The sequence below is a fragment of the Planctomycetota bacterium genome, assembly GCA_035574235.1.
GTDB lineage: Bacteria > Planctomycetota > MHYJ01 > MHYJ01 > JACPRB01 > DATLZA01.
Genome location: DATLZA010000185.1, coordinates 1 through 25,036, shown reverse-complemented (window position 1 = coordinate 25,036; position 25,036 = coordinate 1). Strand labels below are relative to the sequence as shown.

At 69.1% G+C, this 25,036-nt stretch carries 24 protein-coding genes and 1 tRNA gene; 8 read left to right on the top strand and 17 right to left on the bottom strand.

Going from position 1 to position 25,036, the window contains the following annotated elements:
* Nucleotides 1-29 precede the first annotated feature (29 nt).
* Nucleotides 30-2,588, top strand: a complete 2,559-nt coding sequence (locus tag VNO22_17560; protein ID HXG63181.1) for a DEAD/DEAH box helicase — start codon at nucleotides 30-32, stop codon at nucleotides 2,586-2,588.
* Nucleotides 2,589-2,681: 93 nt separating this feature from the next.
* The gene (locus VNO22_17555) at nucleotides 2,682-3,383 is read left to right on the top strand and encodes a hypothetical protein (protein ID HXG63180.1); all 702 of its coding nucleotides are present in this window, start codon (nucleotides 2,682-2,684) and stop codon (nucleotides 3,381-3,383) included.
* A 48-nt stretch (nucleotides 3,384-3,431) separates the two neighbouring features.
* Here VNO22_17555 and VNO22_17550 read toward each other — a convergent pair whose 3' ends face one another.
* Genes VNO22_17550 through VNO22_17525 form a run of 6 tightly spaced genes read right to left on the bottom strand, consistent with a single transcriptional unit; the run spans nucleotide 3,432 to nucleotide 9,030 of the window.
* Nucleotides 3,432-4,010, bottom strand: coding sequence for a class I SAM-dependent methyltransferase (locus VNO22_17550; GenBank protein HXG63179.1), 579 nt, complete (start codon nucleotides 4,008-4,010; stop codon nucleotides 3,432-3,434).
* A gap of 1 nt (nucleotide 4,011) precedes the next feature.
* Entirely contained in the window at nucleotides 4,012-4,446 is a 435-nt protein-coding gene (locus VNO22_17545) for a carbon monoxide dehydrogenase subunit G (protein ID HXG63178.1), read from the bottom strand.
* Nucleotides 4,443-5,270: a xanthine dehydrogenase family protein subunit M gene (locus VNO22_17540; protein ID HXG63177.1), complete on the bottom strand. Its 828-nt coding sequence runs from the start codon at nucleotides 5,268-5,270 to the stop codon at nucleotides 4,443-4,445. Before VNO22_17540 ends, VNO22_17545 begins: the two co-directional genes overlap by 4 nt.
* Nucleotides 5,267-7,681 carry a xanthine dehydrogenase family protein molybdopterin-binding subunit gene (locus VNO22_17535; GenBank protein ID HXG63176.1) on the bottom strand — a complete coding sequence of 805 codons (2,415 nt, stop codon included), beginning with the start codon at nucleotides 7,679-7,681 and terminating at the stop codon, nucleotides 5,267-5,269. Before VNO22_17535 ends, VNO22_17540 begins: the two co-directional genes overlap by 4 nt.
* Nucleotides 7,682-7,684: 3 nt before the next feature.
* The gene (locus VNO22_17530) at nucleotides 7,685-8,158 is read right to left on the bottom strand and encodes a (2Fe-2S)-binding protein (GenBank protein ID HXG63175.1); all 474 of its coding nucleotides are present in this window, start codon (nucleotides 8,156-8,158) and stop codon (nucleotides 7,685-7,687) included.
* Between the two features lie 20 nt (nucleotides 8,159-8,178).
* Nucleotides 8,179-9,030: a fumarylacetoacetate hydrolase family protein gene (locus VNO22_17525; protein HXG63174.1), complete on the bottom strand. Its 852-nt coding sequence runs from the start codon at nucleotides 9,028-9,030 to the stop codon at nucleotides 8,179-8,181.
* Between the two features lie 160 nt (nucleotides 9,031-9,190).
* On the opposite strand from VNO22_17525, the gene VNO22_17520 reads away from it, so the two are divergent.
* From VNO22_17520 to VNO22_17510, 3 genes are read left to right on the top strand one after another with little or no spacing between them, the layout of a single operon-like run.
* Nucleotides 9,191-10,486, top strand: a complete 1,296-nt coding sequence (locus VNO22_17520) for an MFS transporter (GenBank protein HXG63173.1) — start codon at nucleotides 9,191-9,193, stop codon at nucleotides 10,484-10,486.
* A gap of 4 nt (nucleotides 10,487-10,490) precedes the next feature.
* The gene (locus VNO22_17515) at nucleotides 10,491-11,792 is read left to right on the top strand and encodes an enolase C-terminal domain-like protein (GenBank protein HXG63172.1); all 1,302 of its coding nucleotides are present in this window, start codon (nucleotides 10,491-10,493) and stop codon (nucleotides 11,790-11,792) included.
* A gap of 4 nt (nucleotides 11,793-11,796) precedes the next feature.
* A complete protein-coding gene (locus VNO22_17510) occupies nucleotides 11,797-12,702 on the top strand; it encodes a 5-dehydro-4-deoxyglucarate dehydratase (protein ID HXG63171.1) in 906 nt (301 codons plus the stop codon).
* Nucleotides 12,703-12,711: 9 nt separating this feature from the next.
* Here the strand turns inward: VNO22_17510 and VNO22_17505 are convergent, their stop codons facing one another.
* A complete protein-coding gene (locus VNO22_17505) occupies nucleotides 12,712-13,359 on the bottom strand; it encodes a phosphoribosyltransferase family protein (GenBank protein HXG63170.1) in 648 nt (215 codons plus the stop codon).
* 86 nt (nucleotides 13,360-13,445) lie between these two features.
* Between VNO22_17505 and VNO22_17500 the strand changes: the two genes are divergently transcribed.
* Nucleotides 13,446-14,018: a bifunctional DNA primase/polymerase gene (locus VNO22_17500; protein ID HXG63169.1), complete on the top strand. Its 573-nt coding sequence runs from the start codon at nucleotides 13,446-13,448 to the stop codon at nucleotides 14,016-14,018.
* Nucleotides 14,019-14,041: 23 nt separating this feature from the next.
* A complete protein-coding gene (locus tag VNO22_17495) occupies nucleotides 14,042-14,809 on the top strand; it encodes a 3-oxoacyl-ACP reductase family protein (protein HXG63168.1) in 768 nt (255 codons plus the stop codon).
* Between the two features lie 10 nt (nucleotides 14,810-14,819).
* On the opposite strand, the gene VNO22_17490 is transcribed toward VNO22_17495, so the two are convergent.
* The 3 genes from VNO22_17490 to VNO22_17480 form a co-directional block, all read right to left on the bottom strand.
* Nucleotides 14,820-16,142, bottom strand: a complete 1,323-nt coding sequence (locus tag VNO22_17490; protein HXG63167.1) for a DUF1552 domain-containing protein — start codon at nucleotides 16,140-16,142, stop codon at nucleotides 14,820-14,822.
* Nucleotides 16,139-18,421 carry a DUF1592 domain-containing protein gene (locus tag VNO22_17485; GenBank protein ID HXG63166.1) on the bottom strand — a complete coding sequence of 761 codons (2,283 nt, stop codon included), beginning with the start codon at nucleotides 18,419-18,421 and terminating at the stop codon, nucleotides 16,139-16,141. Before VNO22_17485 ends, VNO22_17490 begins: the two co-directional genes overlap by 4 nt.
* 63 nt (nucleotides 18,422-18,484) lie before the next feature.
* Complete coding sequence (locus VNO22_17480) at nucleotides 18,485-19,003, bottom strand: hypothetical protein (GenBank protein HXG63165.1); 519 nt, start codon at nucleotides 19,001-19,003, stop codon at nucleotides 18,485-18,487.
* Nucleotides 19,004-19,130: 127 nt separating this feature from the next.
* On the opposite strand from VNO22_17480, the gene VNO22_17475 reads away from it, so the two are divergent.
* Complete coding sequence (locus VNO22_17475; protein HXG63164.1) at nucleotides 19,131-19,778, top strand: lysophospholipid acyltransferase family protein; 648 nt, start codon at nucleotides 19,131-19,133, stop codon at nucleotides 19,776-19,778.
* On the opposite strand, the gene VNO22_17470 is transcribed toward VNO22_17475, so the two are convergent.
* From VNO22_17470 to VNO22_17440, 7 genes are all read right to left on the bottom strand, one after another.
* The gene (locus tag VNO22_17470) at nucleotides 19,772-20,197 is read right to left on the bottom strand and encodes an NUDIX domain-containing protein (GenBank protein HXG63163.1); all 426 of its coding nucleotides are present in this window, start codon (nucleotides 20,195-20,197) and stop codon (nucleotides 19,772-19,774) included. The two genes, VNO22_17475 and VNO22_17470, sit on opposite strands and share 7 nt — an antisense overlap.
* 10 nt (nucleotides 20,198-20,207) lie before the next feature.
* Nucleotides 20,208-20,540 (bottom strand): hypothetical protein, encoded by a 333-nt coding sequence (locus VNO22_17465; GenBank protein ID HXG63162.1) that lies wholly within the window; start codon nucleotides 20,538-20,540, stop codon nucleotides 20,208-20,210.
* Nucleotides 20,541-20,686: 146 nt separating this feature from the next.
* Nucleotides 20,687-21,598: a transporter gene (locus VNO22_17460; protein HXG63161.1), complete on the bottom strand. Its 912-nt coding sequence runs from the start codon at nucleotides 21,596-21,598 to the stop codon at nucleotides 20,687-20,689.
* Complete coding sequence (locus VNO22_17455) at nucleotides 21,595-21,936, bottom strand: metalloregulator ArsR/SmtB family transcription factor (protein ID HXG63160.1); 342 nt, start codon at nucleotides 21,934-21,936, stop codon at nucleotides 21,595-21,597. Before VNO22_17455 ends, VNO22_17460 begins: the two co-directional genes overlap by 4 nt.
* Nucleotides 21,937-22,117: 181 nt before the next feature.
* The gene (locus VNO22_17450) at nucleotides 22,118-23,260 is read right to left on the bottom strand and encodes a 3-dehydroquinate synthase family protein (GenBank protein ID HXG63159.1); all 1,143 of its coding nucleotides are present in this window, start codon (nucleotides 23,258-23,260) and stop codon (nucleotides 22,118-22,120) included.
* A gap of 66 nt (nucleotides 23,261-23,326) precedes the next feature.
* Nucleotides 23,327-24,577, bottom strand: a complete 1,251-nt coding sequence (locus VNO22_17445; protein HXG63158.1) for a PQQ-binding-like beta-propeller repeat protein — start codon at nucleotides 24,575-24,577, stop codon at nucleotides 23,327-23,329.
* 145 nt (nucleotides 24,578-24,722) lie between these two features.
* Nucleotides 24,723-24,799 (bottom strand) — tRNA-Met (locus VNO22_17440).
* Nucleotides 24,800-25,036 lie beyond the last annotated feature (237 nt).

Below are 25,036 nucleotides of genomic sequence, written 5' to 3'. Positions count from 1 at the left end.
CCCCCGACGGTTATGAGGAGAGAGGGAACATGCCCCTGATCGCCGACCGCACGCTCGATACTATTTCTCTGTCCGACCTGCCCGGCGCCGATGCGGCTCCCGTGTCCGACGTGCGCGAGATCCGCCGGACCCCCACGGCGCTGACCGCGCGCCTCCGGGACGCGCGCGTAACGGTCGCCGCGGACCTCGAGGAGGCCTCCTGCAGCGCCTGCCCGCAGGTTCCGTGCCCCCACGTGACGGCCACGCTCGCCGCCTGGGTGCGCAAGCGCGTCCCCGTGCGCAAGCCCAAACGCCTGGGGCTCGTGGACCGCCTGCTCGCCTCGCCCGGCTGGAAGAGCGCGGAAGAGTTCGCCGCCGAGTTCCTTTCGGGGGTCTCGGGCGAGGCGGACCTCGGGCCCGACGGATCGCTGGAGCTGCGCCTCTCCGGTCCGAACGGCCGCCGGGCGCACCTGGTCGTTCCGGTGGACGAGGCGCCCGCCGTCCTCTGGAATCTCCCTAAAGGAATCGTCCGGTCCGAGCGCCTCAAGGGCGTCCGCGTGTCCCGCAAGCCCCTGGAGCCCGAACTGCGCGCCGAATACGACGACAAAGGACGCCTGGTGCTCCGCCCGGTGTGGGGCGACGGCGTTGCGGTTCCCCCCGAAGGGGCGCGCTGGATGTTCGACGGCGCGACCTATCATGCGCTCGGGACCGCCCCGCGCGACCTCAAGGCCTATTTCAAAGGCGAGCGCCTCATCGAGGAGGACGACATCCCCCGCTTCATCCAGGGGGAATTCCGCACCCTTCTCAAGAGCCCGGCGTTCAAACCTTCTCCCGCGGTCCGCGAAACCAAGGTCGCCGAGCGTCCCGCGCTTTCCGCGCTCCGGGTCACCGCTGGACCCGGCGACTGGCTGGAGCTGGATCCCGTCTACCGCGCGGGCGACCTCACGCTGGCCATGAGCGAGATCCTGGCGGTTCAGGGCCGCAAGAAATACATCCGCAAGGGAAACACGTGGATCCCCGCGGAACCCGACCGCGCCTGGACGGGCCCCTCCCGCATGAAGCGCGCGGAGTTCCTGGTCCGCCGCCCCTCCCTCCCCCTGGAAGGGGATCTCCCGGACTTCGATCCGCACGTGAGCGACCCTCCGCCGAAGGGACTCCTGACGGAGCTTCGCAGCTATCAGAAAACCGGCTACGACTGGATGCGGTATCTGCGCCGGGCGGGCCTTCACGGCGTGCTCGCCGACGACATGGGGCTCGGCAAGACCCACCAGACGATGGCCTTCCTGCTGTCCCTCTACGAGGAGGGCGCCCGTCGCCCTTCGCTCATCGTGGCGCCCACCAGCGTGCTCGACTCGTGGATCGAGAAGATCCGCCGCTTCGCCCCCGGACTGCGGCCCTACCGCTATTACGGCCCCGAGCGCAAACCCGAGGCGCTCCGCCTGCCGGGCCTCCGCGCCGTGGTCACCACCTACACGGTCCTGGCGCGCGACGTCGAAACGCTGGCGTCGATCGACTGGGAGTGCGTGGTCCTCGACGAAGCTCAGTACATCAAGACCTCCTCCACCCTCTACGCGCGCTGCGCCAAGCAGCTCACCGCCCAGACGCGCCTGGCCCTCACCGGCACTCCCATCGAGAACCGTCTGGACGAGCTGCGGTCCATCTTCGACTTCATTCTCCCGGGCTACCTGGGCAGCGCCGAACGCTTCCGGGAACGCTTCGAGATTCCGATCGTGCGGCACCATGACCCCGCCGCGATGGAGGAGCTCAAGCGCATGATCGCGCCGTTCAAGCTCCGCCGCGTGAAAAGCGAAGTCCTCCAGGATCTGCCGCCGAAGGTCGAGGATGTCCGCATGTGCGAGCTGTCGCCCCATCAGGCCGCCCTGTACCGGGCGCTCGTGGCCCGCGACGGCGAAAAGCTGGCCGAGGACCTGCGGGACCGGACGAAGAAGATCGACTACGTGAGCGTCTTCGCCGTCCTCTCGAAGCTCAAGCGGATCTGCGATCATCCGGCCCTGGTCGTGGACGGCCCCCGGGCGCGCGACCTGAGCTCCGGGAAATTCGACGTCTTCTGCGAGCTTCTCGAGGAAGCCCTGGCCGGCGGCCAGAAGGTCGTGGTCTTCACCCAGTATCTCCGGATGATGGACCTCATCGAGGAGCACCTGCGGGCCCGTCGCGTGGGCTTCGCCGAGATCCGCGGCGACTCCCGCGAACGGGCGGAGGCGATCCGCGCCTTCAACGAGCGGGACGACTGCCGGGTCTTCGTCTGCAGCCTCATGGCCGGCGGCGTCGGGATCGACCTGACGAGCGCCAGCGTCGTCATCCACTACGACCGCTGGTGGAACGCGGCGCGGGAGGATCAGGCCACCGACCGCGTCCATCGCTGGGGACAGCGGCGCGGCGTCCAGGTCTTCAAGCTCGTCACGCGCGGCACCCTTGAGGAAAAGATCGACCGCATGATCGCCCGAAAGGCCGAACTCATGAACTCCGTGGTCGAGGTGGACGCGGGCACCTTCCGTCGGTTCGAGCGCGACGAACTCATCGAGCTCCTGACGGGCTCGCTCGGCGAGACGGAATCCGTGGCCGTGGGAGAGGCCGCCGCGGTCGTCTGAGGCGGCCTCCGAACGGAACGCTTCGATGCCGGGTGACGCCCCGACCTCTCGCGGATCTAAGGGGTGGAGCGTCTGCACGTCCTCGAGGTTCGTATGTCCCGATTCCTCGTCCTCCTTGCGGCCCTCCCGGCCGCCGCCCTTCCCGCCGGCGCCGACGAGATCGTCCTCCGCAACGGGTCCGTCATCGAAGGCATCGCGCACGAGAAGGACGGCACGGTCGTCGTCGAAGTCCCCGCGGGATCGATCACCCTCGACCGCCGCGAAGTGGCCGAAATCCGCCGCCCCAGGGCGCTCGTGGAAGAATACGAACGCCGCCTTCAGGATCGCGACGCGCAGGGTCCCGGCGCCTGGTACGACCTGGCGCTGTGGGCCCGCCAGCAGGGTCTCGAGAGCCGGGCCCAGATCCTCCTGCGCAGGGTCCTCGAAATCGACCCGGACCATGAAGGCGCCCGGCGCGCCCTGGGATATCATCTCTACAAAGGGGTGTGGCTCACCCGGGACCAATACCTGCGGACTCTGGGGCTCCTCGAATACCGGGGCGAGTGGCTGCCGCGCGAAACGGTCGAAGCCTTCCGTAGAATGGACTACGATCTCATGGCCACGGCGCTCCGGCAGTCCGTCGAGCTCGAGGAGCGGGAGCGCGCCCGTTTCGTCCAGATCCTCCGCGAAGGCACCGAACGCGAGAAGCTCCGTCTGATCACGGAGCGCTTTCTGACTCCGGGCTTCTCGTCCATTCCGGTCCCCGGGTGGGCCACGCGGGCATGGAGCCCGCCCGGCTTCCTGGGAGCGGACTGACGGGATCTCCTCCCGCGGGGAGGGTCCGGGACGGGGAGCCCGCCCTTCTCATCCCTTTTCCAGCAGAAACACGTACCGGCTTTCCCGACGGACCCGGTACCGGCGTTCGCGGAAGAACCGCGCAAAGCAATGAGGGCATACGGCCCTCCCGCGCTCCGTGCGGCGAACGACGAAGGTTCCCGGCGACGCCAGCCGGTGCCAGAGGTAGGCCGTCCGATGCGCCCAGCGCGAAAGCTCCCGGCGAAACGCCGTCCCCCGGCCGTGCGGCGACTTGTACCAGTCGTTCTTGACGTACGCCCGCCCCCCGGGCCGCAGAATGCGATCGATCTCTTCGAGAACCCGGCGAGGATTCTCCGGCAGGTGCAGGGCGTTGACGCACAGGACTCCCCCGCAGGACCCGTCGCGCAGGGGCACGGCCGACAGCTCCGCCACGATCGCCCGGCGCCCCCTCCCCCGAACATGCCGTGCGCAGGCGGGATCGCGATCCAGGCCCACGTACTCCGCGGCCGCCGGCGCGAAAAGACCTTCCCCGCAGCCGAGATCGACCACCGGTCCCCGGACCCCGCCCAGCCACCGGCCCGCCGCGTCGACGTGCTTCTCGGCGTGCCCGCGCGAACGGTCGCCCACGCTACTTCACCCTCTCCGCCAGCCGCCGGAAGAAATCTCCCACGACCTTCCGGGCCGCCGCCTCGATCAGACGCGACCCCACCGCGGCCAGCACGCCGCCCACCGTCGCTTCCCCTTCCGCCGAAAGGCGCGTCCCCGGCGCAAGCGCGGCGAGGCGCGCCCGCGCGCTTCCGCGAACGAAGCCCCCGGGCCCCTTCCCATCGAACGCGATCGTCAGCTCCTCCGGCGGACGAGCGTCCCGGACCTCCACTTTCCCCGAATACGTCCCCTTGAGGCCCGCCAGCCCGAGCTTAAGCACCACGTCGTAGCGGTTCTCGGCCGAGCGCTCGAGCTTCTCGCAGCCTTCGATCGCGGACCTGAGCGTTCCGGCGTCGAGAAGCGCCGCAAAGACCCGCTCGGGCGGCGCCCCGAAATCCTGCTCCCACGAAAGCTTCATCGCCGCGCCCGCGCCCGTTCCAGCGCGCGCCGCGCCAGGACGCGCGCCAGGTGCGCCCGGTACTCGGACGAAGCGTGAAGGTCTCCGAGCGGCTCCACCCCTTCGGCCGCCCGCTCCGCCGCCTCCGCCGGCGACGCTCCCCGCCGGAGCGCCTCCTCCAGCCCCCGCGCCCGATAGGCCCGGGCCGCCACGCCCGTCACCGCCACCCGGAACGCGCCGTCCGCCGCGACCGCGGCCACGCCGCAGAGCGCGAACCCGCTCGCCTTCTGCGCGAACTTCTCGTACGCCGCCGCCGGCCCCGTCACGGGCACCCGGACCTCCGTCAGAATCTCGCCGGGCCGAAGCGCCGTCTGAAAGAGATCCACGAAGAACTCCTCCGCCCGCACCGCGCGGACGCCCTCCCGGCCCGCGAGCACGATCTCCGCCTCGAGCGCCAGGACCGCCGCCGGCCAGTCCGCCGCCGGATCCGCGTGCGCCAGGCTCCCTCCGATCGTGCCGCGGTTGCGCACCTGGAGATCGCCGATCCGGCCGGCCACCTCCGGAAGAAGCGGACAGCTCCGCGAAAGAAGCGCCGACGACTCGATCTCCGCGTGAGTGGTCAGCGCGCCGATCCGGATCCGCCCGTCCTCCTCCCGGATTCCCTGAAGCTCCGCGACGCGGCCGATGTCCACGAGCGCCTTCGGCTGCGCGAGCCGCAGCTTCATGGCCGGAAGCAGACTGTGGCCCCCGGCCAGAACGCGCGCGTCCTCTCCGTACCGCGCCAGCGCCTCGAGCGCCTCGCCCAGATCCCGCGCCCGGACATACTCGAACGGCGCCGGGATCATCTCCGGCCTCCTTTCCGCCCTACGCGCTCCACCGACACCGCCGGCCGGGACTCCGGGTCGTGGATCGCGCGCCAGATCTTCTCGGGCGTCAGCGGAAGGTCCAGATGCCGAACTCCCAGCGGCTCCAAGGCGTCGAGAACCGCGTTGGCCACCGCCGGCGTCGCCCCGATCGTCCCCGCCTCCCCCACTCCCTTGATCCCCAGGGGATTCGAGGGCGAAGGAGTCACGGTGCTGCCCATCGCGTACTCGGGAATGTCCGAGGCGCGGGGAATCGGATAGTCCGTGAATTCCCCGGTCAGAAGCTGCCCGTCCTCCCCGTACACGGTGCGCTCGAACAGCGCCTGCCCGATCGACTGCGCGATTCCTCCCTGCACCTGACCTTCGACGAGAAGGGGATTGATCTGCGGCCCGCAGTCGTCCACGGCCACATATCGGTCGATCCTCACCGCCCCGGTCTCGCGATCCACCTCCACCGCCGCGATGTGCGTGCCGAAGGGATAGGTGCAGTTCGGGGGTTCGAAGAAGCTCGAAGCCTCCAGCCCGGGCTCCAGCCCCGGGGGGAGTTTCTTGGCCAGATAGGCCGCCTGCGCCAGCTTCTTCCAGCCCAGCGCCTCCCGCGGCTTTCCCCGAACGAAGAACGCCCCCTTCTCGAAAACGACCCTGGAGGGCGGAACCTCGAGGAGATGCGCCGCCAGCACCCTGGCCTTGGCGACGATCTTGTCGATGGACATGAGGATCGCCGTGCCGCCGATGACGGTCGCGCGGCTGCCGTACGTGTCCCGCCCGTAGGGAGCCACGGCGGTGTCGCCCCGCAGGACGACGATGTCTTCCATGGGCACCCCCAGACGGTCCGCCGCCAGCTGCGCGAAGCTCGTCTCCTGCCCCTGTCCGTGCGGCGTCGCCCCCGTGATCACCGTGACTTTGCCCGAAATGTCGATCCGCACCGAACCCCATTCCCACCCGCCCGAAGACATCATCTTCGAGGGCCCCAGAGCGCAGATCTCGACGTACGTCGAAACGCCGATCCCATAGAGACGTCCCCGGCGGCGCGCCTCCGCCCGCCGCTGCACCAGGTCCTCCCAGGGCGCGATCTCCTGCGCCTTCCGAAGCGCCCCTTCGTAGTTCCCGCTGTCGTACGTAAGACCCGACGCGGTCTTGAAGGGGAATTCCGACGCCTTCGCGAAGTTTTTCCGACGGATCTCCACCGGATCCATTCCCAGCTCGCGCGCCACCAGATCCATGACCCGCTCGATGACGTACGTGGCCTCCGGCCGGCCCGCCCCGCGGTACGCATCCGTGGCCATCTTGTGGGTGTGGACGCCGATCACGTCCATCCGAACCGCCTTGAGCTTGTAGCAGCCCGGGAGCATCAGTCCCGTCATCGTCGGAATCGCCGGCGTCAGAAGCTGAAGATACGCGCCCAGATCGGCGATCGTGCGCGACCGGATGGCCAGGACCGTGCCGTCGTCCTTGAACGCCACCTCGTAGTCGCCGATCTGGTCGCGGCCGTGGATCGTGGCCGCCGCGTTTTCCCGCCGCGACTCGATCCACTTGACCGGCGCTCCGAGACGCATGGCCAGGCGGCTCACCACGACTTCTTCCGGATAAAGATTAAGCTTCGAGCCGAAGCCGCCGCCGACCTCCGGCGCGACGACCCGAAGGCGGTTCTCGGGAACGCCGACGAGCCCCGGCAGCAGCATCCGCACCAGGTGCGGAACCTGGGTGGACGTCCACAGCGTCAACGACCCATCGGCCGGATTCCACAGCGCCGCGCAGCCCCGAGGCTCCATCGCCATCGGCGTCAGCCGCGGGTGGACCATCCGCACGCGCAGGATCCGGTCCGCCCGCCGGAAGGCGGCATCCACGTCGCCTCCTTCGACCGACCAGCGGTAGGCCACGTTCGTCCCGAGCTCCGGATGGGTCGGCGGAGAGCTCTCCTCCAGGGCCCGCTCGGGGTCCACGACGACCGGAAGAGGCTCGTAATCGACCTCGATCCGGTCGAGCGCGTCCCGGGCCGCCGCGCGGTCGCGCGCCACGACCACCGCCACCGGATGGCCCACGAAATAGACGCGATCTCCCGCCAGGACCGTGTGACGCGGCGATTTCTGTCCCTGCATGGGCGCCGCGCACGGCAGAAGGCCGCAGGAGGGATTGAGGTCCGCCCCCGTCAAGACCGCCACAACGCCGGGGATCCCGCGGGCCCCTTCCGTCCGGATCGCGGCGATCCGCGCGTGCGCGTGCGGACTGCGGAGAAAGACCGCGTGGAGAAGACCGGGCAGGCGCAGGTCGTCCACGTAGGTGGCCTGTCCCTTGAGAAGGCGCGGATCCTCGACCCTCTTGACGGGCCGGCCCACGTAGCCCGTCGAAGCGGCCTTCGGCGCGCGGGCGGATCTCCTTCGAGAGGGCGGCACGGCTCAGGCTCCTTCCCGCGCCCGGGCGGCGCGCTCGACGGCGTCCACGATGTGGCTGTATCCGGTGCAGCGGCAGAGGTTCCCCTCCAGGCCGTGGCGGATCTGGTCGCGCGTCGGCCGCGGAATCCGCCGCAGGAGTTCCACCGCGGCCATCACCATCCCGGGCGTGCAGAAGCCGCACTGCAGGCCGTGACACTCCCAGAAGGCCTCCTGGACCGGGTGCATCCGGCCGTCCGCGGCCAGCCCCTCGATCGTGACGACCTCGGTCCCGTCCGCCTGCGCCGCCAGCACCGTGCAGGATTTGACCGCCTTCCCTTCCAGAAGCACCGTGCAGGCCCCGCACAGCGTCGTTTCACACCCGACATGGGTCCCGGTGAGCCCGCACTCCTCGCGCAGAAACTCCACCAGAAGCATCCGAGGTTCCACCTCGCGTTCGACCCACGTTCCGTTGACGCGGATGCGGACGGGAACCTTCATGGGGCCTCTCCTTCCCGACGCTATGCCGGACGGCACACCTGGCGCTGACGCCCCAGACCGTCGATCCCGAGCTCCATCACGTCTCCCGCCTTGAGGAAGCGCGGCGGCTTCATTCCGAGGCCGACGCCGGGCGGGGTGCCGGTCGTAATCACGTCCCCCGGCTCCAGCACCATGAACTGGCTCAGATACCACACCAGATGCTTGACGCCGAAAATCATGTGGCGCGTATGGCCCGTCTGGCGGCGCTCGCCGTTGACGTCCAGCCACAGCCCCAGATTCTGGGGATCGGCGACCTCGTCGGCGGTGACCAGCCACGGCCCGAGGGGATTGAACGTCTCGCACGACTTGCCCTTGTCCCACAGTCCTCCGCGCTCCAGCTGGAAGGCCCGCTCGGAGACGTCGTTTGAAACGCAGTATCCGGCGATGCACGCCGCCGCCGAGGCCTCGTCCGGCAGGTAGCGCGCGGTCCGGCCGATCACGACCCCGAGCTCGACTTCCCAGTCCACCTTGGTCGAGCCCCGGGGAAGCAGAACATCGTCGTACGGTCCGACGACGGCGTTCGAGGCCTTCATGAAGACCACGGGCTCCGACGGAATCGGCTGGCCGGACTCCCTGGCATGATCCACGTAGTTGAGCCCGATTCCGATCACCTTCCACGGGCGGGCGATGGGCGCGCCCACGCGCTTTCCCGCCGCGTCGATCGTCGGAAGATCGCCCCGCCGGACGACGTCCCGCAGGCGGTCGAGTCCGCCCTGCTCGAAAAACGCCCCGTCGTAATCGCGCACCACCGCGGAAGCGTCCGCCACGCGGCCGTCGGCCAGAAGCACCGCGGGCTTCTCCCGGCCGGCCTCGCCCAGGCGCAAAAGCTTCATGGAAGCGTCCCCTTTTCTGGAAGCGTACTCATTACGGACCCGGGACGCGCAAATGTCAACCGAATCGCGCCGGTCCGGGGTAGAATCTGCGCCTCATGACTATCGCGTCGATCGTGCGCTCCGGCGACCGGGAACCGGTCCCGTCTTCCGGAGGCGCCCGGTGAAGCCGGAGGTGCCGGAGCTGGAACGCCGGACTCTGTCCAAGGTCACCCGCCGCCTGATCCCTTTTCTCTTCGTCTGCTACATCGTCGCCTACATCGACCGGGTCAACATCGGCTTTGCGGCTTCGGGACTCAAGGCGGACCTGAGGCTCACCGACCAGCAGTTCGGCACCGGCGCGGGGCTTTTCTTCCTGGGATACTTCGCGTTCGAGATTCCGAGCAATCTCATCCTCCAGCGCGTGGGCGCCCGCATCTGGCTGGCCCGCATCATGATCGTCTGGGGCGTCGTCTCGATGGCGATGTCCTTCGTCCAGGGGGTATGGAGCTTCTACGGGCTTCGACTGCTTCTGGGCCTGGCGGAGGCGGGATTCTTTCCCGGCGTCGTTCTTTACCTCACCTCCTGGGTACCCGCCCGGGTCCGCGCCCGCACGAGCGCCCTTTTCATGATGGCGGCCCCCCTGGCCATGGTCGTGGGAGGACCGCTCTCGGGGCTCCTCCTGAAGCTTGAAGGCTGGGCGGGCCTTCATGGGTGGCAATGGCTTTTTCTTCTGGAGGGATTCCCGGCCGTCGCGCTCGGCGCCGTCGCCCTCCGATATCTGACCGACCGGCCCGAGGAGGCCGCGTGGCTGACTCCCGAGGAGCGCGCGTGGCTTTCCGCCGAGATGGAAGCCGAGCGGGCGCGCAAGGCTCATGCGGCGCACGCGTCCGCGTGGCGGACGCTGGGCGATCCGAAGGTGCTCCTCCTCTGCGCGATCTATTTCCTCAACGCGGCCGTCACCTACGGAATTTTCCTCTGGCTGCCCCGGATGCTCGAAGAAGTGTCGGGCGCGCGGGGCGTGACGCTGGGCCTTCTCAACGCCGCGCCCTTCGTCGTGGGGATCGCGGCGATGATCCTCATCGGGGCCCATTCGGACCGAACGGGCGAGCGGCGCGGCCACGTGGCCGCCTGCGCCCTGACGGCCGCCCTCGGACTCGTCCTGGCGGCGTTCCTGCAATCCCATGCCCTCGGATTCCTCCTCGCGTTCACCCTTTGCCAGGCGGGCCAGCGCGCGATCTTCAACGTCTTCTGGTCGATCCCCCCCGCCTTCCTCGGAGGTTCCGCCGCGGCGGCCGGCATCGCTCTCATCAACGCGATCGGCAACCTCGGAGGCTTCCTCGGCCCCGACCTCATGGGCCGCCTGCGCCAGTGGACGGGCGACTTCCGCGGAGGACTGCTCTGCCTGGCGGCGGCCGAGGTGGCCGTGGCCGCCCTCGTTCTCCTCGTGCGCGTTCCCCGCGAAGAAAGGAGGCCCTGATCCCGTGCGTATCGTCGATCTGAGGGTCCATTCGGTGGCCATCGCCGACCCGCCGCTCCGGAGCTCCTACGGACTCCACGCCCCCTACGCCCTGCGGACGCTGATCGAGATCGTCTCCGACGAGGGCCTCATCGGGATCGCCGAGACCCACGGGGGCGACGCCCAGGCGCAGGGCTTCCGGGACCTCCGCCCGCGCCTCCTGGGACAGGATCCGTTCCGGATCGCCGGGGCGCTCATCGACATGATCGAAGCGTCCGCCGCGGGCGACCGGTCGCAAACGTACAAGGTTCCCGGCGAAAACCCGCTGGACGCCCCGGCCCGGCTTTATTCCGCGGTGGAGATCGCCGCGCTGGACCTCGTGGGGAAAGCGGTGGGCAAACCCGTCTGCGACCTTCTCGGCGGTCGCGTGCGCGACGAGGTTTCTTTCTCGGCGTACCTCTTCTTCAAGCACGCGGGCGGAGGAGGCGAAGGGCGCGACGCGCGACCGGACGAGTACGGCGAATGCCTCTCTCCGGAGAGCCTCGAAGCTCAGGCGCGCCGCATGGTTTCCCGCTACGGGTTCCGCTCGCTCAAGCTGAAGGCGGGCGTGCTCGATCCCGAGGCCGAAATCGAAACCCTCCGGCGCCTCCGCCGCACGTTCGGGCCGGGCGTCCCGCTCCGGATCGATCCCAACGGCGCGTGGTCCGTGGAGACCTCCGTGCGCGTCGGCCGCGCGCTGTTGGAGGAACTTTCCGGCGGCGGATACCTCGAGGATCCGACCGCGGGCATGAACAACATGGCCGAGGTCCGCCGCCGACTCCGCGCGGAGGGGATCGAAACGCCGCTTGCCAGCAACGTCGCTGTGACCTCGTTCCAGGACATCCCCGAGGCGGTACGGACGGACGCCGTGCAGGTCGTCCTTTGCGACCCGCATTACTGGGGCGGGATCCGGCAGGTGCAGCATCTCGCCAAGCTCTGCCGCACGTTCGGTCTGGGGCTCTCGATGCATTCGAACAGCCACCTCGGGGTCTCCCTGATGGCCATGGCCCACGCCGCGGCGGCCGCGCCGCATCTCTCCTACGCGTGCGACACGCACTACCCGTGGCAGTCCGAGGAAGACGAGGTCGTCGCGGGCGGCCGGATTCCGATCGCGGGGGGATCGGTGCGCATCCCGGATCGGCCCGGCCTCGGCGTGGAGCTCGATCCCGACCGCCTGGCCCGGGGACGCGAGCGCTACGCCGCGTGCCCGTACCGCAAGCGCGACGACGAGGCCGAAATGAGAAAGCACGTGGACCCGAACTGGAAGCGGATCCTTCCAAGGTGGTGAACGCATGAAGGCGGAAGAATTTCGCGCGCGGCTCGAGGGGATGATCGCCTTCCCCGTCACGCCGTTCCGTCCGGACCTGTCGCTGGACCTCGAGGGCTTTCGGAGCAACCTCCAGGCCCTTCTCCGGCGTCCCCCGGCGGCCCTCGTGGCGGCGGGCGGGACGGGCGAGCTTTACTCGCTGACCCCCGACGAACACGTCAAGGTCGTGGCCGCGGCGGTCGAGGAGGCGCGGGGCCGCGTTCCCGTCGTAGCGGGGGTGGGTTTCAACGCTTCCCTGGGCGCCGAAATGGCCCGCCGCGCCGCGGGCGCGGGGGCGTCGGCGATCCTCGCCCTGCCGCCCTATTATCCGGGCGCGGACGAGGAAGGGCTCCTCGAGTACTACGCGGCCCTCGGAGCGGCCACGCCGCTCCCCCTCGTGGTCTACAGCCGCGACTGGGTGAACCCCGGGCCGGCGTGGGTCGAGCGCCTGGCCGCGCGGGTCCCGACGCTGGCGGCCTGGAAGGACGGGCAGGCCGACCCGCGGCGCCTTCAGGCGATCATGAGCCGCGTGGGCGCGAGGCTCCACTGGATCGGCGGCGCCGGGGACGACGCCGTGCCGGCCTACTACGCGCTCGGAATCCGCGTCTATACGTCGAGCGTCGCCAATCTTTCTCCGCGCCTGGCCTGGAGCCTGCACGAAACGGCCGCCCAAGGGGATTTCGCGGCGCTCCGCCGTCTCCTGGAGGACTACGTGCTGCCCCTTTACGCCTTCCGGGGGCGCCGCCGGGGCTACGAGGTCTCCGCTATGAAGGCCCTGATGGACCTGATGGGGCTGGCCGCGGGTCCGGTCCGGCCGCCGCTCCCGGACGTCCGGCCGGAAGAGCGGGCGGAACTCCGGGCGCTCCTGGACCGGTGGCGACCGATGCTCTGACGAAAGGCCTTACGCCGCGCCGGCGCGGACCCCCCGGCTTCGCAGGACTTCCACGACCTCGGCGTCGGAGACCTGCGGGAATTCGCAATAGAACTGCGACACCGCCGCGAAATCGTCCGGAGTCTCGAGGATCGCCAGTTCGTCGGCCAGGCCCGCCAGCTCCTGGGCCGTGTCCGGAGGCGCCACGCCCGCCGCCACGATGCGCCGCGCCGCCCCGGCCCCGGAAAGCGCCCGAAGCGCCGCCGCCATGGTGGCCCCCGTGGCGATCCCGTCGTCCACCACGATGACGATCCGCCCGGCCGGACTCACGGGCGGCCGGTGCGGAGTATAGAGCGCCCGGCGCTCCGCGATCGTCCGGAGCGCCTCCTCGGTCTCGGCGCGAAGGTATTCGGGATCCACCCACTCCGGAATCCGCGGATCCGAAAAGACGACCTCGCCCGATTCCGTCACTGCGCCGAGCGCCAACTCCGGAGCCCCTGGAGCGCGCAGCTTTCGGACGAGGATCACGTCCAGGTCGCCTCCCAGGGCGTCCGCGATCGGAGCGGCCATGAGGACTCCGCCTCGGGGCACCCCCAGGACCAGGGGATTCCGGCCTTTCCAGACGGAAAGCCTGTCGGCCAGTCGCCGGGCCGCTTCGGCGCGATTCTTGAACGGCATGGGGAAGCTCCTTAGTTGATCCGCGACCCGGGGGCCACGTCACGGATCCATAACGCCGGACGGAACAAACACTCTGCCCACCGGAAATGGACGTATCGCCCTGCCCGTGGGAGGCCGCCCGCGATTACGTCTCCCGGGGTCTCTGGATCGTGGCGATCCAATGGACCCTTCCGGGCGGCCGGTGCAGCTGCGGAGAACCAGGGTGCCTGACGCCGGGCAAACACCTCCGCAGCCCCTGGGCCACTCTGAGGGGGGACGTCCTCGCCGAATGGAGGCTCCGATGGCCGCGGGCCAACGTGGGACTCCTCACGGGGCGCCGCAACGGCTTCGTGGTAATCGATGTCGATCCCGCCGAAGGGGGCGTCGCGACGCTCCGCCGGCTGGAACGCCGGTTCGGTCTCCTCCCGGAGGGCCCCGAAGTGCGCACCGGCGGCGGCGGGAGGCACCTCTACTTCCGGCATCCCGGCGGGACGCTCCCTTCACGGAACGACTGGCATCCCGGCCTGGACCTGCGCGGGGATCGGGGATACGTGGTGGCGCCGCCGTCGCGCCACCGCACCGGTCGCCGCTACGCCTGGGTCCGTCCCCTGGGCGACCGGCCGCCTCCGCCGCTGCCCTTCCGATGGCTGGACCTCTGGGCCGAACGCCGGGTACGATAGGCCTCCGCTTTTCGGAGGACGCGATGGGACTGGAGCTTTTCCGCCTGGACGGGAAAACCGCCTGGGTGACGGGCGGGGCCCGCGGGCTGGGCCGCGAGATGGCCGAGGCGCTTGCGTCGGCCGGCGCGGCGCTGATCGTCACCAGCCGCTCCGCGGCCTCGGCCGAGGCGGCCGCCCGCGATCTCGCCGGGCGTCACAAGATCCGCGCCCTCGGCCTGGGCGCCGACGTCACCCGCGCCGAGGACGTCCGTTCGGTCGTCGAACGCGCCGAGCGCGAATTCGGCGGCATCGACATCCTCGTCAACAACGCCGGCATCAACGTCCGCAAGCCCACGGTGGAGCTTTCTCCCGAAGAATGGAATTCCGTCCTGGAGACGAACCTCACGGGAGCCTTTGTCTGCACGAAGGCGACCGCTCCCGGAATGATCCGCAAGCGTTGGGGCCGGATCATCCACGTCTCTTCGATCCTGGGGCTGGTGGGGGTGGCCGGTCGGCCCGCCTACGCGGCCTCCAAGGGCGGGCTGATCCTCCTGGCGCGCACGCAGGCGCTGGAGCTAGCCCCGCACGGAGTCACGGTGAACGCCCTGTGTCCGGGTCCGTTTCCCACGGACATGAACAAACCCCTCCTCGAGGATCCCGCCAAGTACAGGGACTTTGCGGCGCGGATCCCCCTCGGGCGCTGGGGGGAGCTCTCGGAGATCCACGGGGCGGTGATCTTCCTGGCCTCGCCCGCCGCCAGTTTCGTCACCGGGATCGCCCTGCCCGTGGATGGCGGCTGGACGGCCCAGTAGCCGGCGCCGCTCAGACGAGATCCGGCAGCGGCCCGCCCTCGCAGAGAGAGGGATTGCCGAACCTCTCGATCCGGTGTCCGAACCCGTGCGCCAGGGACAGGAGCAGCCGGTTGTGCGGCAGCTTCGGATACTTGAGCGACCGGCCCATCCGGAAGCCCAGTCCTTCGCCCACGAGGACGAACGGAATGTTGTCGAGCGTGTGGGTGTCGCCCTTCCCGAGCTCGTTCGTCCAGACCACGAGCGTGTGATCGAGCATCGTCCCCTCGCCGCCGGGCTCCGGCGTCTCGGAAAGCCGGCGGACGAGGTAGGCCACCTGCTCGGCGAACCACCGGTTGATCTTGGTGAGCTTGGCCTGGGACTCCACATCCCCATCGGGCTTGTGGGACAGGTCGTGGTGTCCCTCATTGACGCCGATCCAGCGCATGCGGGACTGACCCACCGAGTTCGTGTACTGCAGCGTGGCCACGCGCGCGAAGTCGGCCGACAGGCTGTGCACGAGGAGATCGATCTGCATGCGACTGAGCTTGGGAATGTTGTCGTTTTCGTCCCGCACTCCCGGCTCCAGAGCGGGCGGCGGCGGGACGGACCTGGCCGAGGCGTCCTCCTGGAGCTGCCGTTCGGCCTCCCGCACGAAGGTCGAGTGTTCTTCGAGGATTCGCCGGTCTTCGGAGCTCAGGCGGGATTTCACCCGGTCGAGGTCTTCGCGCACGTCGTCAAGGACGCTTCCCAGAAGTTCCCGGTCCTGAAGGCGCCCGTAGAGCTTTCGGAGCATCTGATAGGGATCGTCGATGGGCGCGATGGGTTTGTTGGGGCCGGCGTAGACCATGCGCGTCCACGTGTCCGCCCGGTCCGGCACCCCCACCCCGAACTCGAGGGATCCGAACCGGGTGCGCGTGGCCGGGTCGGCCTGGAGGAAATTCTTGATCTCCTGATCGATCGAGATGCCCTTGGCCCAGCCGGCCGGCGTATGGGAGCCGCCCTGGATGTTACCCGGAAAAAGCTCCACGCCCGTCAGAAGGCACCCGATCCCGCGCATGTGGCTGTCGCCGTCGCCCCGAACGCGGTTGCACACCCCGCGCAGGACGAGAAGGCGCTTCTTGAAAGGCTCCAGCGGAGCCAGGCTCTCCTTCAGGGTGAAGGACTCTCCCTCCTCGTCGGGCCAGAACGTGGACGGAACGACTCCGTTGGGGCTGAACACGACGATCAGTCGCCGGCGCGGCCCCGCAGCGGACGCCGTCCAGCCGAGGCTCGGCAGCCCCATCAGGAACGGCGCCGCGGCGGCGCCCACGCCGAGATCCCTCAGGAACTCCCGCCGGCTGCGATAGAGCTTCATGGCGTCTTCCCCTTGGCTGTGGTTCTGTTTCCGTGCAACGCCGACGTGGCCACCACGCGGCCCACGAGCTTCCGGAGATCGAACCCGGAAGCGGCGAATTCTTTGCGGAGCGTCTCCAGGCGGTCCACGCCGTGCGCCCGGATCGGCTGGCGGATGAAGAAGTGAAAGAGATGTTCGACGAACGCGGCGTGCGTTTCCTCGCACTTGGCCAGAAACTCCGCCAGCTCCCTCCCGCCCCGGAAGGTCACGGCTTCGCCGTCGCCGTCCGCGTAGCCTCCCGAGGCGTCGATCGGACGCCCGTTCTCCTCGGTCCGGAAGCGGCCCACGGCGTCGTAATGCTCCAAGGCGAAGCCCAGGGGATTGATGACTCGGTGGCAGGACTGGCAGTTTTCGGGGCGGGTCTGCAGCGCCACCCTCTCGCGGGTCGTGAGATTCGGGTGAAGCTCGGCGCTGAGCGGCGTCACCGCTTCCTGGGGCGGGCGGAGCCGCTTGCCCAGGAGGCTCTTGGCGACAAAGAGTCCCCGGTGAATGGGGGAGCTCGTATCCTGGTAGGCGAAGCCGGCCATAAGGAGCGGATGGGTCACGATGCCCGCGTAACGCTCCTTGGGCAGCGTCACCTTCTGGAACGGACTTTCCGCCGGAAGGCTTGCGCCGTAGAACGCGGCCAGGCGGCCGTTCATGTAAGCGTAATCGGCCAGCAGAAGCTGCCGGAAGTCCGGCGTCTCGCCCCAGACGATCTCTTCCACGAAAAGATCCAGCGACGTCCGAAGGTCGGAGATGACTTCGGGCGTGAAGTCGGGATACCGCTTCGGATCCTTTCCGAGATCGTGCAGGCGGTCGAGCTTCATCCACTGATGGAAGAAGGCCCGAACCTTGGCCCGCGTCCGCGGGTCGGGCAGCATCCTGTCGATCTGCCGCTGGACTTCCTCGGGTGAGGAGAGCGCGCCCTTCCGCGCCGCGTCCAGGAGCGGCGCGTCCGGCAGCGAATCCCACAGGCCGAACGCGATCCGGGAGGCCACGTCATACGCGTCCGACTGGGCCGGGTCGAGGTCCTGATAGAGGAAGCGCGGCGACTTGAGAGCCAGAAGCACGACGCGCTTGACGGCCGCTTCCGGATCGGCGTTCCCCTCGAAGAAGCGGTCCACGAAGGCCTGGCGATCTTCGTCCGAGAGCGGCCGACGGAACGCCCGCTCCACGAAGCGCCGCGCCCATTCGCGCAGCCGCCCGCGCGCCTCCGGCGACTCGGAAGAGACTCCCGAAAGCGCCGGAAGGCGGGAGAGCACGTAGGACGCCGCCTCGAGGGCTCCTTCCGTCGTCGCCTCCTCCCATGCCTTGGAAATGGAGGTGCTCCGCTCGTAACCCATGCTGCGGTCGTCCGGCGGGAACGGAGCGCGCACCACGAACACTTCCGCGAACCGGGCCGGGGAGAGATGGCGTTCAGGGATCACTTCCTCGACCCGATGCGGGCGCTTCCACTTGAGCGTGACGGACGCGGTCTTGTCCTGCTTGCTTTTGAAAAACTCCAGGCGGATCGGATAGACGCGGCCGCCCAGGAGGAAAATCGTCTCTTTGTGGCGAAGATCGGTTCCCGAGCGAACCCAGGCGTCGATCAAGGGAGGATCGGAAGCGTTGACCCAGAGGCGCACGCCGTTGTCCGTTTCGACGACGAACTCGTATTCGCCCGTGTCGGGAGCGAAAAGCCCCCCGCTCCAGCGGATCGCGTACTCCTCGCCGCTGACCCGGTCGGCGGGGCTGGAAGATCCGAAGGAGAACCGCACGGTGCGGTCCACGCGATCCAGGACGCGGCGATCGTCCCGGAGGCGCCGGCCGCTGTTGAAGTATTCGGCGCGAAGCCCCCGGCGCTCATCCCACGGGCCGGAAGCGGTCGGAACGGCCAGAAGATCGGCCAGCGCGTTGCGGTACTGTCCCACCGTCAGGCGCGCCAGCTCGATCTTGGGCTGCCGCCGGCGGGCCTGCGCCTCGCGGGAATAGAAGGCGCCGTAGATGTATTCGGCGACCTTGCGGGCATCCTCCCCCACGCACTTCTCGGGCGCCCCCTCCGGCATGTTCTTGTCGATGTAGCGGACGAGATTCTCCAGCGACCGGCGTCCCGTGAGAGGGTCCGGGTAGTCCGGAGTGCCTTCCCCTTCGGGGCCGTGGCAGGACACGCAGAGGGTCCGGTAGATCTGCTCGCCGGTTCGTTCCTGAAGCGATGCGGCGGCAGGTCCCAGAGCGGCGGCCACGATCGCGGCCGCCAAAGTCGAAGCGATGCTTTCCATCCCCCCTACTTAAACTCGGCAAGCCGGCGTCAAGTTTCAAGCGTCTTGCGCGATCGCTCCGACTTATCCGCGATAGACGGCCGTTGGAGGCCGTCGAGGGATCTCCGCCGGTCCGACCCCGGCCGGAAAACGGCGAAGCTCGTAGGACCCGCCTACCACCGAGCCGAAGACGAGGTGCAGGCCGATGAAAAGAACGACGGCCAGGGGCCCCGCCTCCGCGGCGAAGGGGCCGGGGTTGACCATCCGGCCCGCCTGGACGAGCGGATGCATCGACCCCACCAGCGGCAGAAGGAGCCCCGAGAGAATCGTGTGCGGCACGGCGATCGCGGCGCCCACGCCCGGCCCCCTCCGCCGGGCCGTCTCCATGATCGCCGCGTACACGATCCCGAAAAGCGCCCCGGCGGTCAGGTGGATCGCCAGGCCCAGGAACCAGGAGCCCAGGCCGGGCGAGGCCGTAAAGAGCGTCCCCAGCATCATCTCCAGATTCATCGGAGTCGCCCCCAGGGCCCGCACCACCAAGAGGATCGCCGTCATGACGACGGCGCCGAAAATTCCCGCCCCGATCGCGTTTCCCCAATTCATCGGCGTCCTCCTCACCGGCCCCGGCCGTCCGGACGGACCCCTCCCCCTTCATCGATCCCGCAGCGGACAGGGATGTTTTGCGCGATCGCGCGCGGCCGCCTATGATGAAGACGCGGGAATCGAACCTATGCTGGTCCGCCTGGTCCGCTTCATGCTCTACATCTGGATGCGGATCTTCCACGGCCTTCAGTTTCACGGACTGGAGAACATCCCCCGCCAAGGTCCTGTCATCATCGCGGCCAACCATCCGAGTTATTTCGACCCCGTGGTGCTTTCCCTCGCCACGGAGCGGCACATCCGCTTCTTCGCGCTGGCCGAGCTTCTGAGGATCCCGCTGATCGGGTGGTTTCTCCGGCAGTGGGGAATCCTCCCCGTCTACCGCGGAGGAGACAACGAACCCACCGTCCAGAAGGCGCTCCGAATCCTCCAGCGGGGCGGAGCCATCGGGATCTTCCCCGAGGGCCGCCGGTCCTTCCAGTGGCTCATGGGCGAGCCCAAGCCGGGGGTTGGCCGACTCGCCGTCCAGTCCGGAGCCCGCATCGTCCCGTGCGTCATCTATGGAACCTGGAAGGCCTGGCCGCACCTGACGGCCCTTCCCCACCCCGCCAAGGTCGTCGTGGACTTCCTGCCGCCGATCGAGGTCGCGCCCGAAGACACCCGCGAGAACCACGAGCGGATCGCCCGCCGCATCCGCGACCTCATCGTGGCCGAGCAGCTCAAGCATCGCGTGGGGCCCGCTCCGTCCGGCGCCTTCCGCGAAGCGCCGGACTACTGAGGCGGGCGCTCCGGACGACCGGCCAAGCACGCCTCGAGCCGGTCGAGAAACGGCACCTGATCGGGGTGGAGAAGCCGGCGGGCCCGCTCGAGGCTGATGAACTCCGCGGCGTCGACCTCCCAGGAGGCGGGCCGCGGGGCGGCGTCCGGGGGAGCCTCCGCCGCGAAGGCGAAGATCCGCTTGCGCGACTTTGCGTAATCGACGTGACCCAGGGGCGTCAGAGTCCCCGCCGCCCGGACGCCGGTTTCCTCGAACGTTTCCCGCCGGGCGGCCTCCTCGAGCGTCTCCCCCTCGTCGGGAACGCCCTTCGGAATGCTCCAGGGGGCGTTGCGGTTGTAGGCTCCCGAAGGGTGGACGAGAAGAACTTCCAGACCCTCCTTCCCGCGCCGGTAGAGGAGCGTACCGGCCGACTGTTTCATGCGACGCCCGTCATTCCAGGATCTCGAGGCGGACGGTCGCCGGACTTTCCCATCCGTGGACGCGCAGCCTTCGCGGCCGCGCGCCGCCGTCCGCGGGAGCGCTTCCGTGCAGGAGGAATTCCTGCCCGGTGGGCCGCAGGATCACCTTGTCGGGGCCCACTTCCGCGGTCGCCCGAACCGTGATGGCCGCCGTGCCCACGTTGTTGCGCCGGATCCCCTCGGCCAACCCGGCGAAGTCGAGCGGCCGGGGGTCGGGCACCCGGGCGCGGGCGAGCTGGCGATCCATGTCGATCTGCGGGGTCGTCCCGTAAAGGTTCCGGAAGAGCCGTTCCAGGCCCATCATTTCTTCGTTTCACGTTCAGCCCTTCAGGGTCACTTCGATGAACGCGAAGTCGCCGGGCTCCGGCGCAAGCTCGGTCCCCGGAGCCGAGCAGGCGGACAGGACCAGGAGCCCGGCAAGCGCAAGGTGCCGCATCGCGTCCCTCCCGTTCAGATTCGCAGTCCGAAGGCGAAGAAAACCGACCAGTCTTCCTCGAGCTGAGTCCCCTCCAGAGACTGATAGATCGGAACTTCGAGGAAAATCTGGAAGTCCAGCGTGGGTCGGGGCCGGAAGGCGAGCGTGGCGCCCGCGGTGAGCACATCGCCTCCGGAATCATCCACGGCGTCGCCGTCCTGCCGCGCCTTCCAGGCATGCCGGTAGCGCAGAAGCGCATCGAAGCGCATGAAGGGTCCCGGATACGGTTCCAGCCAGAAGCGGTTTCCGGCCGCCAATTCCGCGAAAAGCTCGTCCCCGACCTTGAAGTCGCGCGTTCCCTGCCCGTTGCGCTGGTAGAGAACCGCAGCGTTGAACCGCCAGCGGCCCGGCTCGTGGGTGACGGCCGCGCCGAGCGAGGGATCCCAGGAACCCGATCCGATCTGGAAATCCTCCCGCTGCACGGGCGCGCCGGAGGGCGGATCGTCATCTCCGGTGGGAAGCTCGAGTCCCGCCAGAAGCGCGAAGTTCGTCGCCCGGCCGACGTCGTCGAGGCGCAGGTAACGCCACTTGACGACCAGGGCGGCGTCGCCCAAGCCTTCTTCCGATACGCGATCCGGACCGGCGGGATTTTCGAGGGTCAAGGCCCGATGGACGTACGGGACGATCGCCGAGAGTTGAACGTTGTAGCGCAGTCCGTAGTGCGCCCCGAAGGCGGCGGTATGGCTGTCGAGCCGCCGTTCGAGGGGGTCGGAAACGCGGTCGCGGCCGCGCCGGAGACCTTCGCGGCGCTCGAACTCGTGGCCCAGGGTGAAGAGCCCTCCGCCCTCGTAGAGAGTCTCGCCGTCCAGGACGTCGAGCGAGCCTTCCTGGGCGAGCGCGGGCGCCGCCCCCGCCAGAAGCGCCATCGCCCAGGCGGCCCCCTTCACAGCCGGGCCTTCCTTTCCTCGTAGCGCGCGCACTCGCGGACGCGCTCGCGCACGTCGCCCAGGAGGGCGTCGGCGGCCTCCAGCATGCGCAGGACCTTCCGCGACCGGAGCCGGTAGACGGTGTAGCGTCCGACCGCCTCGCGGTCCACGAGGCCGCAGCACCAGAGGCAATCGAGATGCATCGAAGCGCGCGGCTGGCTCATGCCGGTGCGCGCCACGACCTGGGAGACGGTCCGCGGGCCCTCCCGGAGCGCCTCGAGGATCGTGAGCCTCGAAAGGTCCGCCAGTCCCCGGAAGAGCTTGGCCTTCAGTCCCCACCGCCCCGGCGGCCGCGCCATGCCGTCGATATATAAGGTGCTCCTTATGAGATCAAGATATTCTTATCTATCGCCCATGCCGGCGTCTCCTGAACCTGCAGACGTCTCACCCGATCGTCGAACCGCAGGACCGACGACGCCGGCGCTCGCGCAGGAAATCTCCGCTCCTGGCCGAGATGGGCGGAAACGGCGCCGGGATATCTCAGTTCGCGGGATCCGCCGCGGGCAGCTCCATCTCCGAAAGGGGCCGGGCCGCCCGGATGCGGCGGCCGGGGAGGATCACGAAGCGAAGCGCTTCCTCCGCGACCTCCACGGGAACCTCGATCCCGGGGCCGGCCTCCCCCACCCGCCGGGGAAGCGCGAGGTTCAGGCGCGCGCCCGGATTCCCCCGGTTCAGCCGCATCGCTTCGAGCACCTTTTCGGGGGCGAGCCCCCGCACGCGCGTGGGCAGGTCCAGGAGCCGGAGGATGCGGTTCTGCGCCCGCAGGACGCCCGGAGGCGCGACCCCCAGCCGCCAGGCCATGAACGCTTCGGCCTCCATGCCGACGGCCTGCGCGTCTCCCGACCGGATCTTCCGGAACGATCCCGCCGCCTCGAGCGCCCGGCCGACCGTTCGGCCGTATTCCAGGACCGCCCTCACGCCCGGCGCCCCCCGGGCCGCCTCCTCCACGGCCGCCTTGATCGCCACGCAGCGGGCCACGATCTCCTCCAGAAGCGCCGGGTTCCGCGACTCGATCCCCTCACGGCCCTCCTCGAGTTCCGCCAGCACATCCGCTTCACGGACCATGCCGTACTTGACGACTTCGGCCAGTCCGGCCAGGTACTCCGGCCGGGGCAGCGTTTCCAAAAGCGTCGGGTCGACGAAGACCGCCGTCGCGGCGTGTGAAACCGAAAGCACATTCCGCCCGTCCCCGACGTTGACGCCGGCCGTGGAGCCGATGGCGGCGTCCACCTGGGCCACGAGCGTGGTGGGAACGTGGAAGAGCCGCAGGCCTTCCTGGTAGGCGGAGGCGACGAAGCCGCCCAGTTCGGCGACGACGCCGCCGCCCACCGTGACGAAGACGCTCGTCCGGTCCGTATTCGTCCGGAGCATCTTGGCGGCGGCCCCGGCGGCGGTCTGGAGCGTCTTCCGGCGCTCGCCCGGATACATCGCGTAGCCGGACACGCCGACGCCGGCCTGGATGAGGCTGAGCGCCACCCGCTTGGCGATCGGGATGCACTTGCGATCCGTGAGGATGAAGGCGTGCCGCGCTTCGGGGGCCAGGACGCGGAGGGTCTCCCCCACTTCCGCATGAATTCCCGGCCAGATGAAAATCCGGGACGCCGGGTGGCGGACTTCCTTCATCCGGCAAAGAATACCACACGGCCCGCGCGTGAGGGGGGCGTCTCGACCGGAACGGGACGCGCCTCCTCAGCGCTCTTCCAGGCGGTAGAGGTGCGTCTCGGTCCGCACGTAGAAAGCCTTCCCGACGATCGCGGGCGTGGCCATGCAGCCGGCGGCGAGCCGGTTCCGCGCCACCTCCTTGTACTCCCGCGCGGGCTCGAACGCCACGGAGACCCCGTCCTCGCCGAAGACGTACACCCGGCCGTCGGCGAAAAGAGGCGAGGCGGAGTGCCGCCCGCCGATGCGCTGCTTCCAGACCTCCGCGCCCGTCCGCGCGTCCACGCACGTCACCAGGCCTCCCACGTCGTAAAGGAGGAAGAGGAGATCCCCCACCAGGAGCGGCGAGGGCTTCTGGCCCACGCCGCGGTTCCACGACCAGTCCACGTGGGTCGAGGTCACGTCGCCGGTCCCGTCCGGCCGGATCGCCAGTAGTTGAGCCGGCGCCGAGCCGTTGGTCACGTACACCCGGCCATGGCCGAAGAGCGGCCGCGTTCCCGAAGAGTGGTTCGGATAGCGCACCCTCCAGAGTTCACGGCCCGTCGCGGGATCCAGCGCGACGGCGGCCTTGGCGGCCACCGTGACGAGCTGCGTCCTGCCTCCGGCCTCGATCACGATCGGCGTCGAGAACGACTTCTTGAGATCTCCGTCGTCGGTGCCGAAATCGTGGGTGCGGTCGGCCTTCCACACGGTTTTTCCGGTGGTCTTGTCGAGGGCCACGACGTACTGGACGTCGTACCCGTCGAACGGGATGATGAGCAAATCTTTGTGCAGGATCGGAGAGGACCCCGCGCCGCGCCAGTGGTTGCACGGCAGGTCGCGCCGCGTCCAGAGCGCCTTCCCCGTGGCCGTATCCAGGCAGGCCGTTCCGTAGCTCCCGAAATTCACATAGACGCGCCCTTCCTCGATCACGGGCGTGGGAGAAGCGTAGCTGTTGTACTTCCGCCAGAGCTCGTCGGGCCGGGCGACCTCGAAGATTATCGAGTCGATGAGGATTTTTCCGGAATCGCGATCCACGCAGAGGACCGAGAGCTCCTTCCCGTCGGGCGTGGCGGTGGTCAGCCAGATCTGCCGGCCCCAGACGACCGGCGACGACCAGCCGCGCCCGTGGATGGGGGTTTTCCAGACGACGTTCTTCGACTCGCTCCACTCGCGCGGAAGGCCCTGGGCGTCCGAATGGCCGGTTCCGGAAGGCCCGCGAAACTCGGGCCACGTGTTGTTTTCGCGGAGCGCCGTCCACGGCGCGGCCGCGAGGATCACGCCGAGCATTCCGAGCTTCATGGGATTTCCCTTCGGGCGACGAAACGTCCCGCCGGTATGATTACGCCGTCCCCGCCGCCCGGGTTTTTACGATACCTACGGGGAGCGCGCGGCGCGCCTGAAAAAAAACCCCGGTGTCGAACCCACCGGGGTCGGACGAGAAATTTGGTAGCGGGGGTGGGATTTGAACCCACGACCTCCGGGTTATGAGCCCGACGAGCTACCAGGCTGCTCCACCCCGCGCCGGGGCCGGCGGCTCGGGCGCCGGCCGCGGCTCGGGGAGGACAGCGGCATTATATGCAAGACGGCCTTTCCGTCAAGGGCCCGGCCGCCGGAAAATGGGTGATTCAGATACATGGTTACCAGGGTGGGGGATCTCGAGGAGGTCGTCGAGGAGAACGGGAGGAAGGGAGAGCACTCCAGGATCATAGGTGTGGGGAGCGAGGGAGTCGAGAATTTCACGAGGAGAGAGATGACCTC

Excerpts from the sequence above, each read along its gene's own strand:
- VNO22_17560 (HXG63181.1), top strand. The coding sequence starts at position 30 with ATGCCCCTGATCGCCGACCGCACGCTCGATACTATTTCTCTGTCCGAC.
- VNO22_17555 (HXG63180.1), top strand. The coding sequence starts at position 2,682 with ATGTCCCGATTCCTCGTCCTCCTTGCGGCCCTCCCGGCCGCCGCCCTT.
- VNO22_17545 (HXG63178.1), bottom strand. The coding sequence starts at position 4,446 with ATGAAGCTTTCGTGGGAGCAGGATTTCGGGGCGCCGCCCGAGCGGGTC.
- VNO22_17540 (HXG63177.1), bottom strand. The coding sequence starts at position 5,270 with ATGATCCCGGCGCCGTTCGAGTATGTCCGGGCGCGGGATCTGGGCGAG.
- VNO22_17530 (HXG63175.1), bottom strand. The coding sequence starts at position 8,158 with ATGAAGGTTCCCGTCCGCATCCGCGTCAACGGAACGTGGGTCGAACGC.
- VNO22_17525 (HXG63174.1), bottom strand. The coding sequence starts at position 9,030 with ATGAAGCTTTTGCGCCTGGGCGAGGCCGGCCGGGAGAAGCCCGCGGTG.
- VNO22_17510 (HXG63171.1), top strand. The coding sequence starts at position 11,797 with ATGAAGGCGGAAGAATTTCGCGCGCGGCTCGAGGGGATGATCGCCTTC.
- VNO22_17505 (HXG63170.1), bottom strand. The coding sequence starts at position 13,359 with ATGCCGTTCAAGAATCGCGCCGAAGCGGCCCGGCGACTGGCCGACAGG.
- VNO22_17500 (HXG63169.1), top strand. The coding sequence starts at position 13,446 with ATGGACGTATCGCCCTGCCCGTGGGAGGCCGCCCGCGATTACGTCTCC.
- VNO22_17495 (HXG63168.1), top strand. The coding sequence starts at position 14,042 with ATGGGACTGGAGCTTTTCCGCCTGGACGGGAAAACCGCCTGGGTGACG.
- VNO22_17490 (HXG63167.1), bottom strand. The coding sequence starts at position 16,142 with ATGAAGCTCTATCGCAGCCGGCGGGAGTTCCTGAGGGATCTCGGCGTG.
- VNO22_17485 (HXG63166.1), bottom strand. The coding sequence starts at position 18,421 with ATGGAAAGCATCGCTTCGACTTTGGCGGCCGCGATCGTGGCCGCCGCT.
- VNO22_17480 (HXG63165.1), bottom strand. The coding sequence starts at position 19,003 with ATGAATTGGGGAAACGCGATCGGGGCGGGAATTTTCGGCGCCGTCGTC.
- VNO22_17475 (HXG63164.1), top strand. The coding sequence starts at position 19,131 with ATGCTGGTCCGCCTGGTCCGCTTCATGCTCTACATCTGGATGCGGATC.
- VNO22_17470 (HXG63163.1), bottom strand. The coding sequence starts at position 20,197 with ATGAAACAGTCGGCCGGTACGCTCCTCTACCGGCGCGGGAAGGAGGGT.
- VNO22_17465 (HXG63162.1), bottom strand. The coding sequence starts at position 20,540 with ATGATGGGCCTGGAACGGCTCTTCCGGAACCTTTACGGGACGACCCCG.
- VNO22_17455 (HXG63160.1), bottom strand. The coding sequence starts at position 21,936 with ATGGCGCGGCCGCCGGGGCGGTGGGGACTGAAGGCCAAGCTCTTCCGG.
- VNO22_17450 (HXG63159.1), bottom strand. The coding sequence starts at position 23,260 with ATGAAGGAAGTCCGCCACCCGGCGTCCCGGATTTTCATCTGGCCGGGA.
- VNO22_17445 (HXG63158.1), bottom strand. The coding sequence starts at position 24,577 with ATGAAGCTCGGAATGCTCGGCGTGATCCTCGCGGCCGCGCCGTGGACG.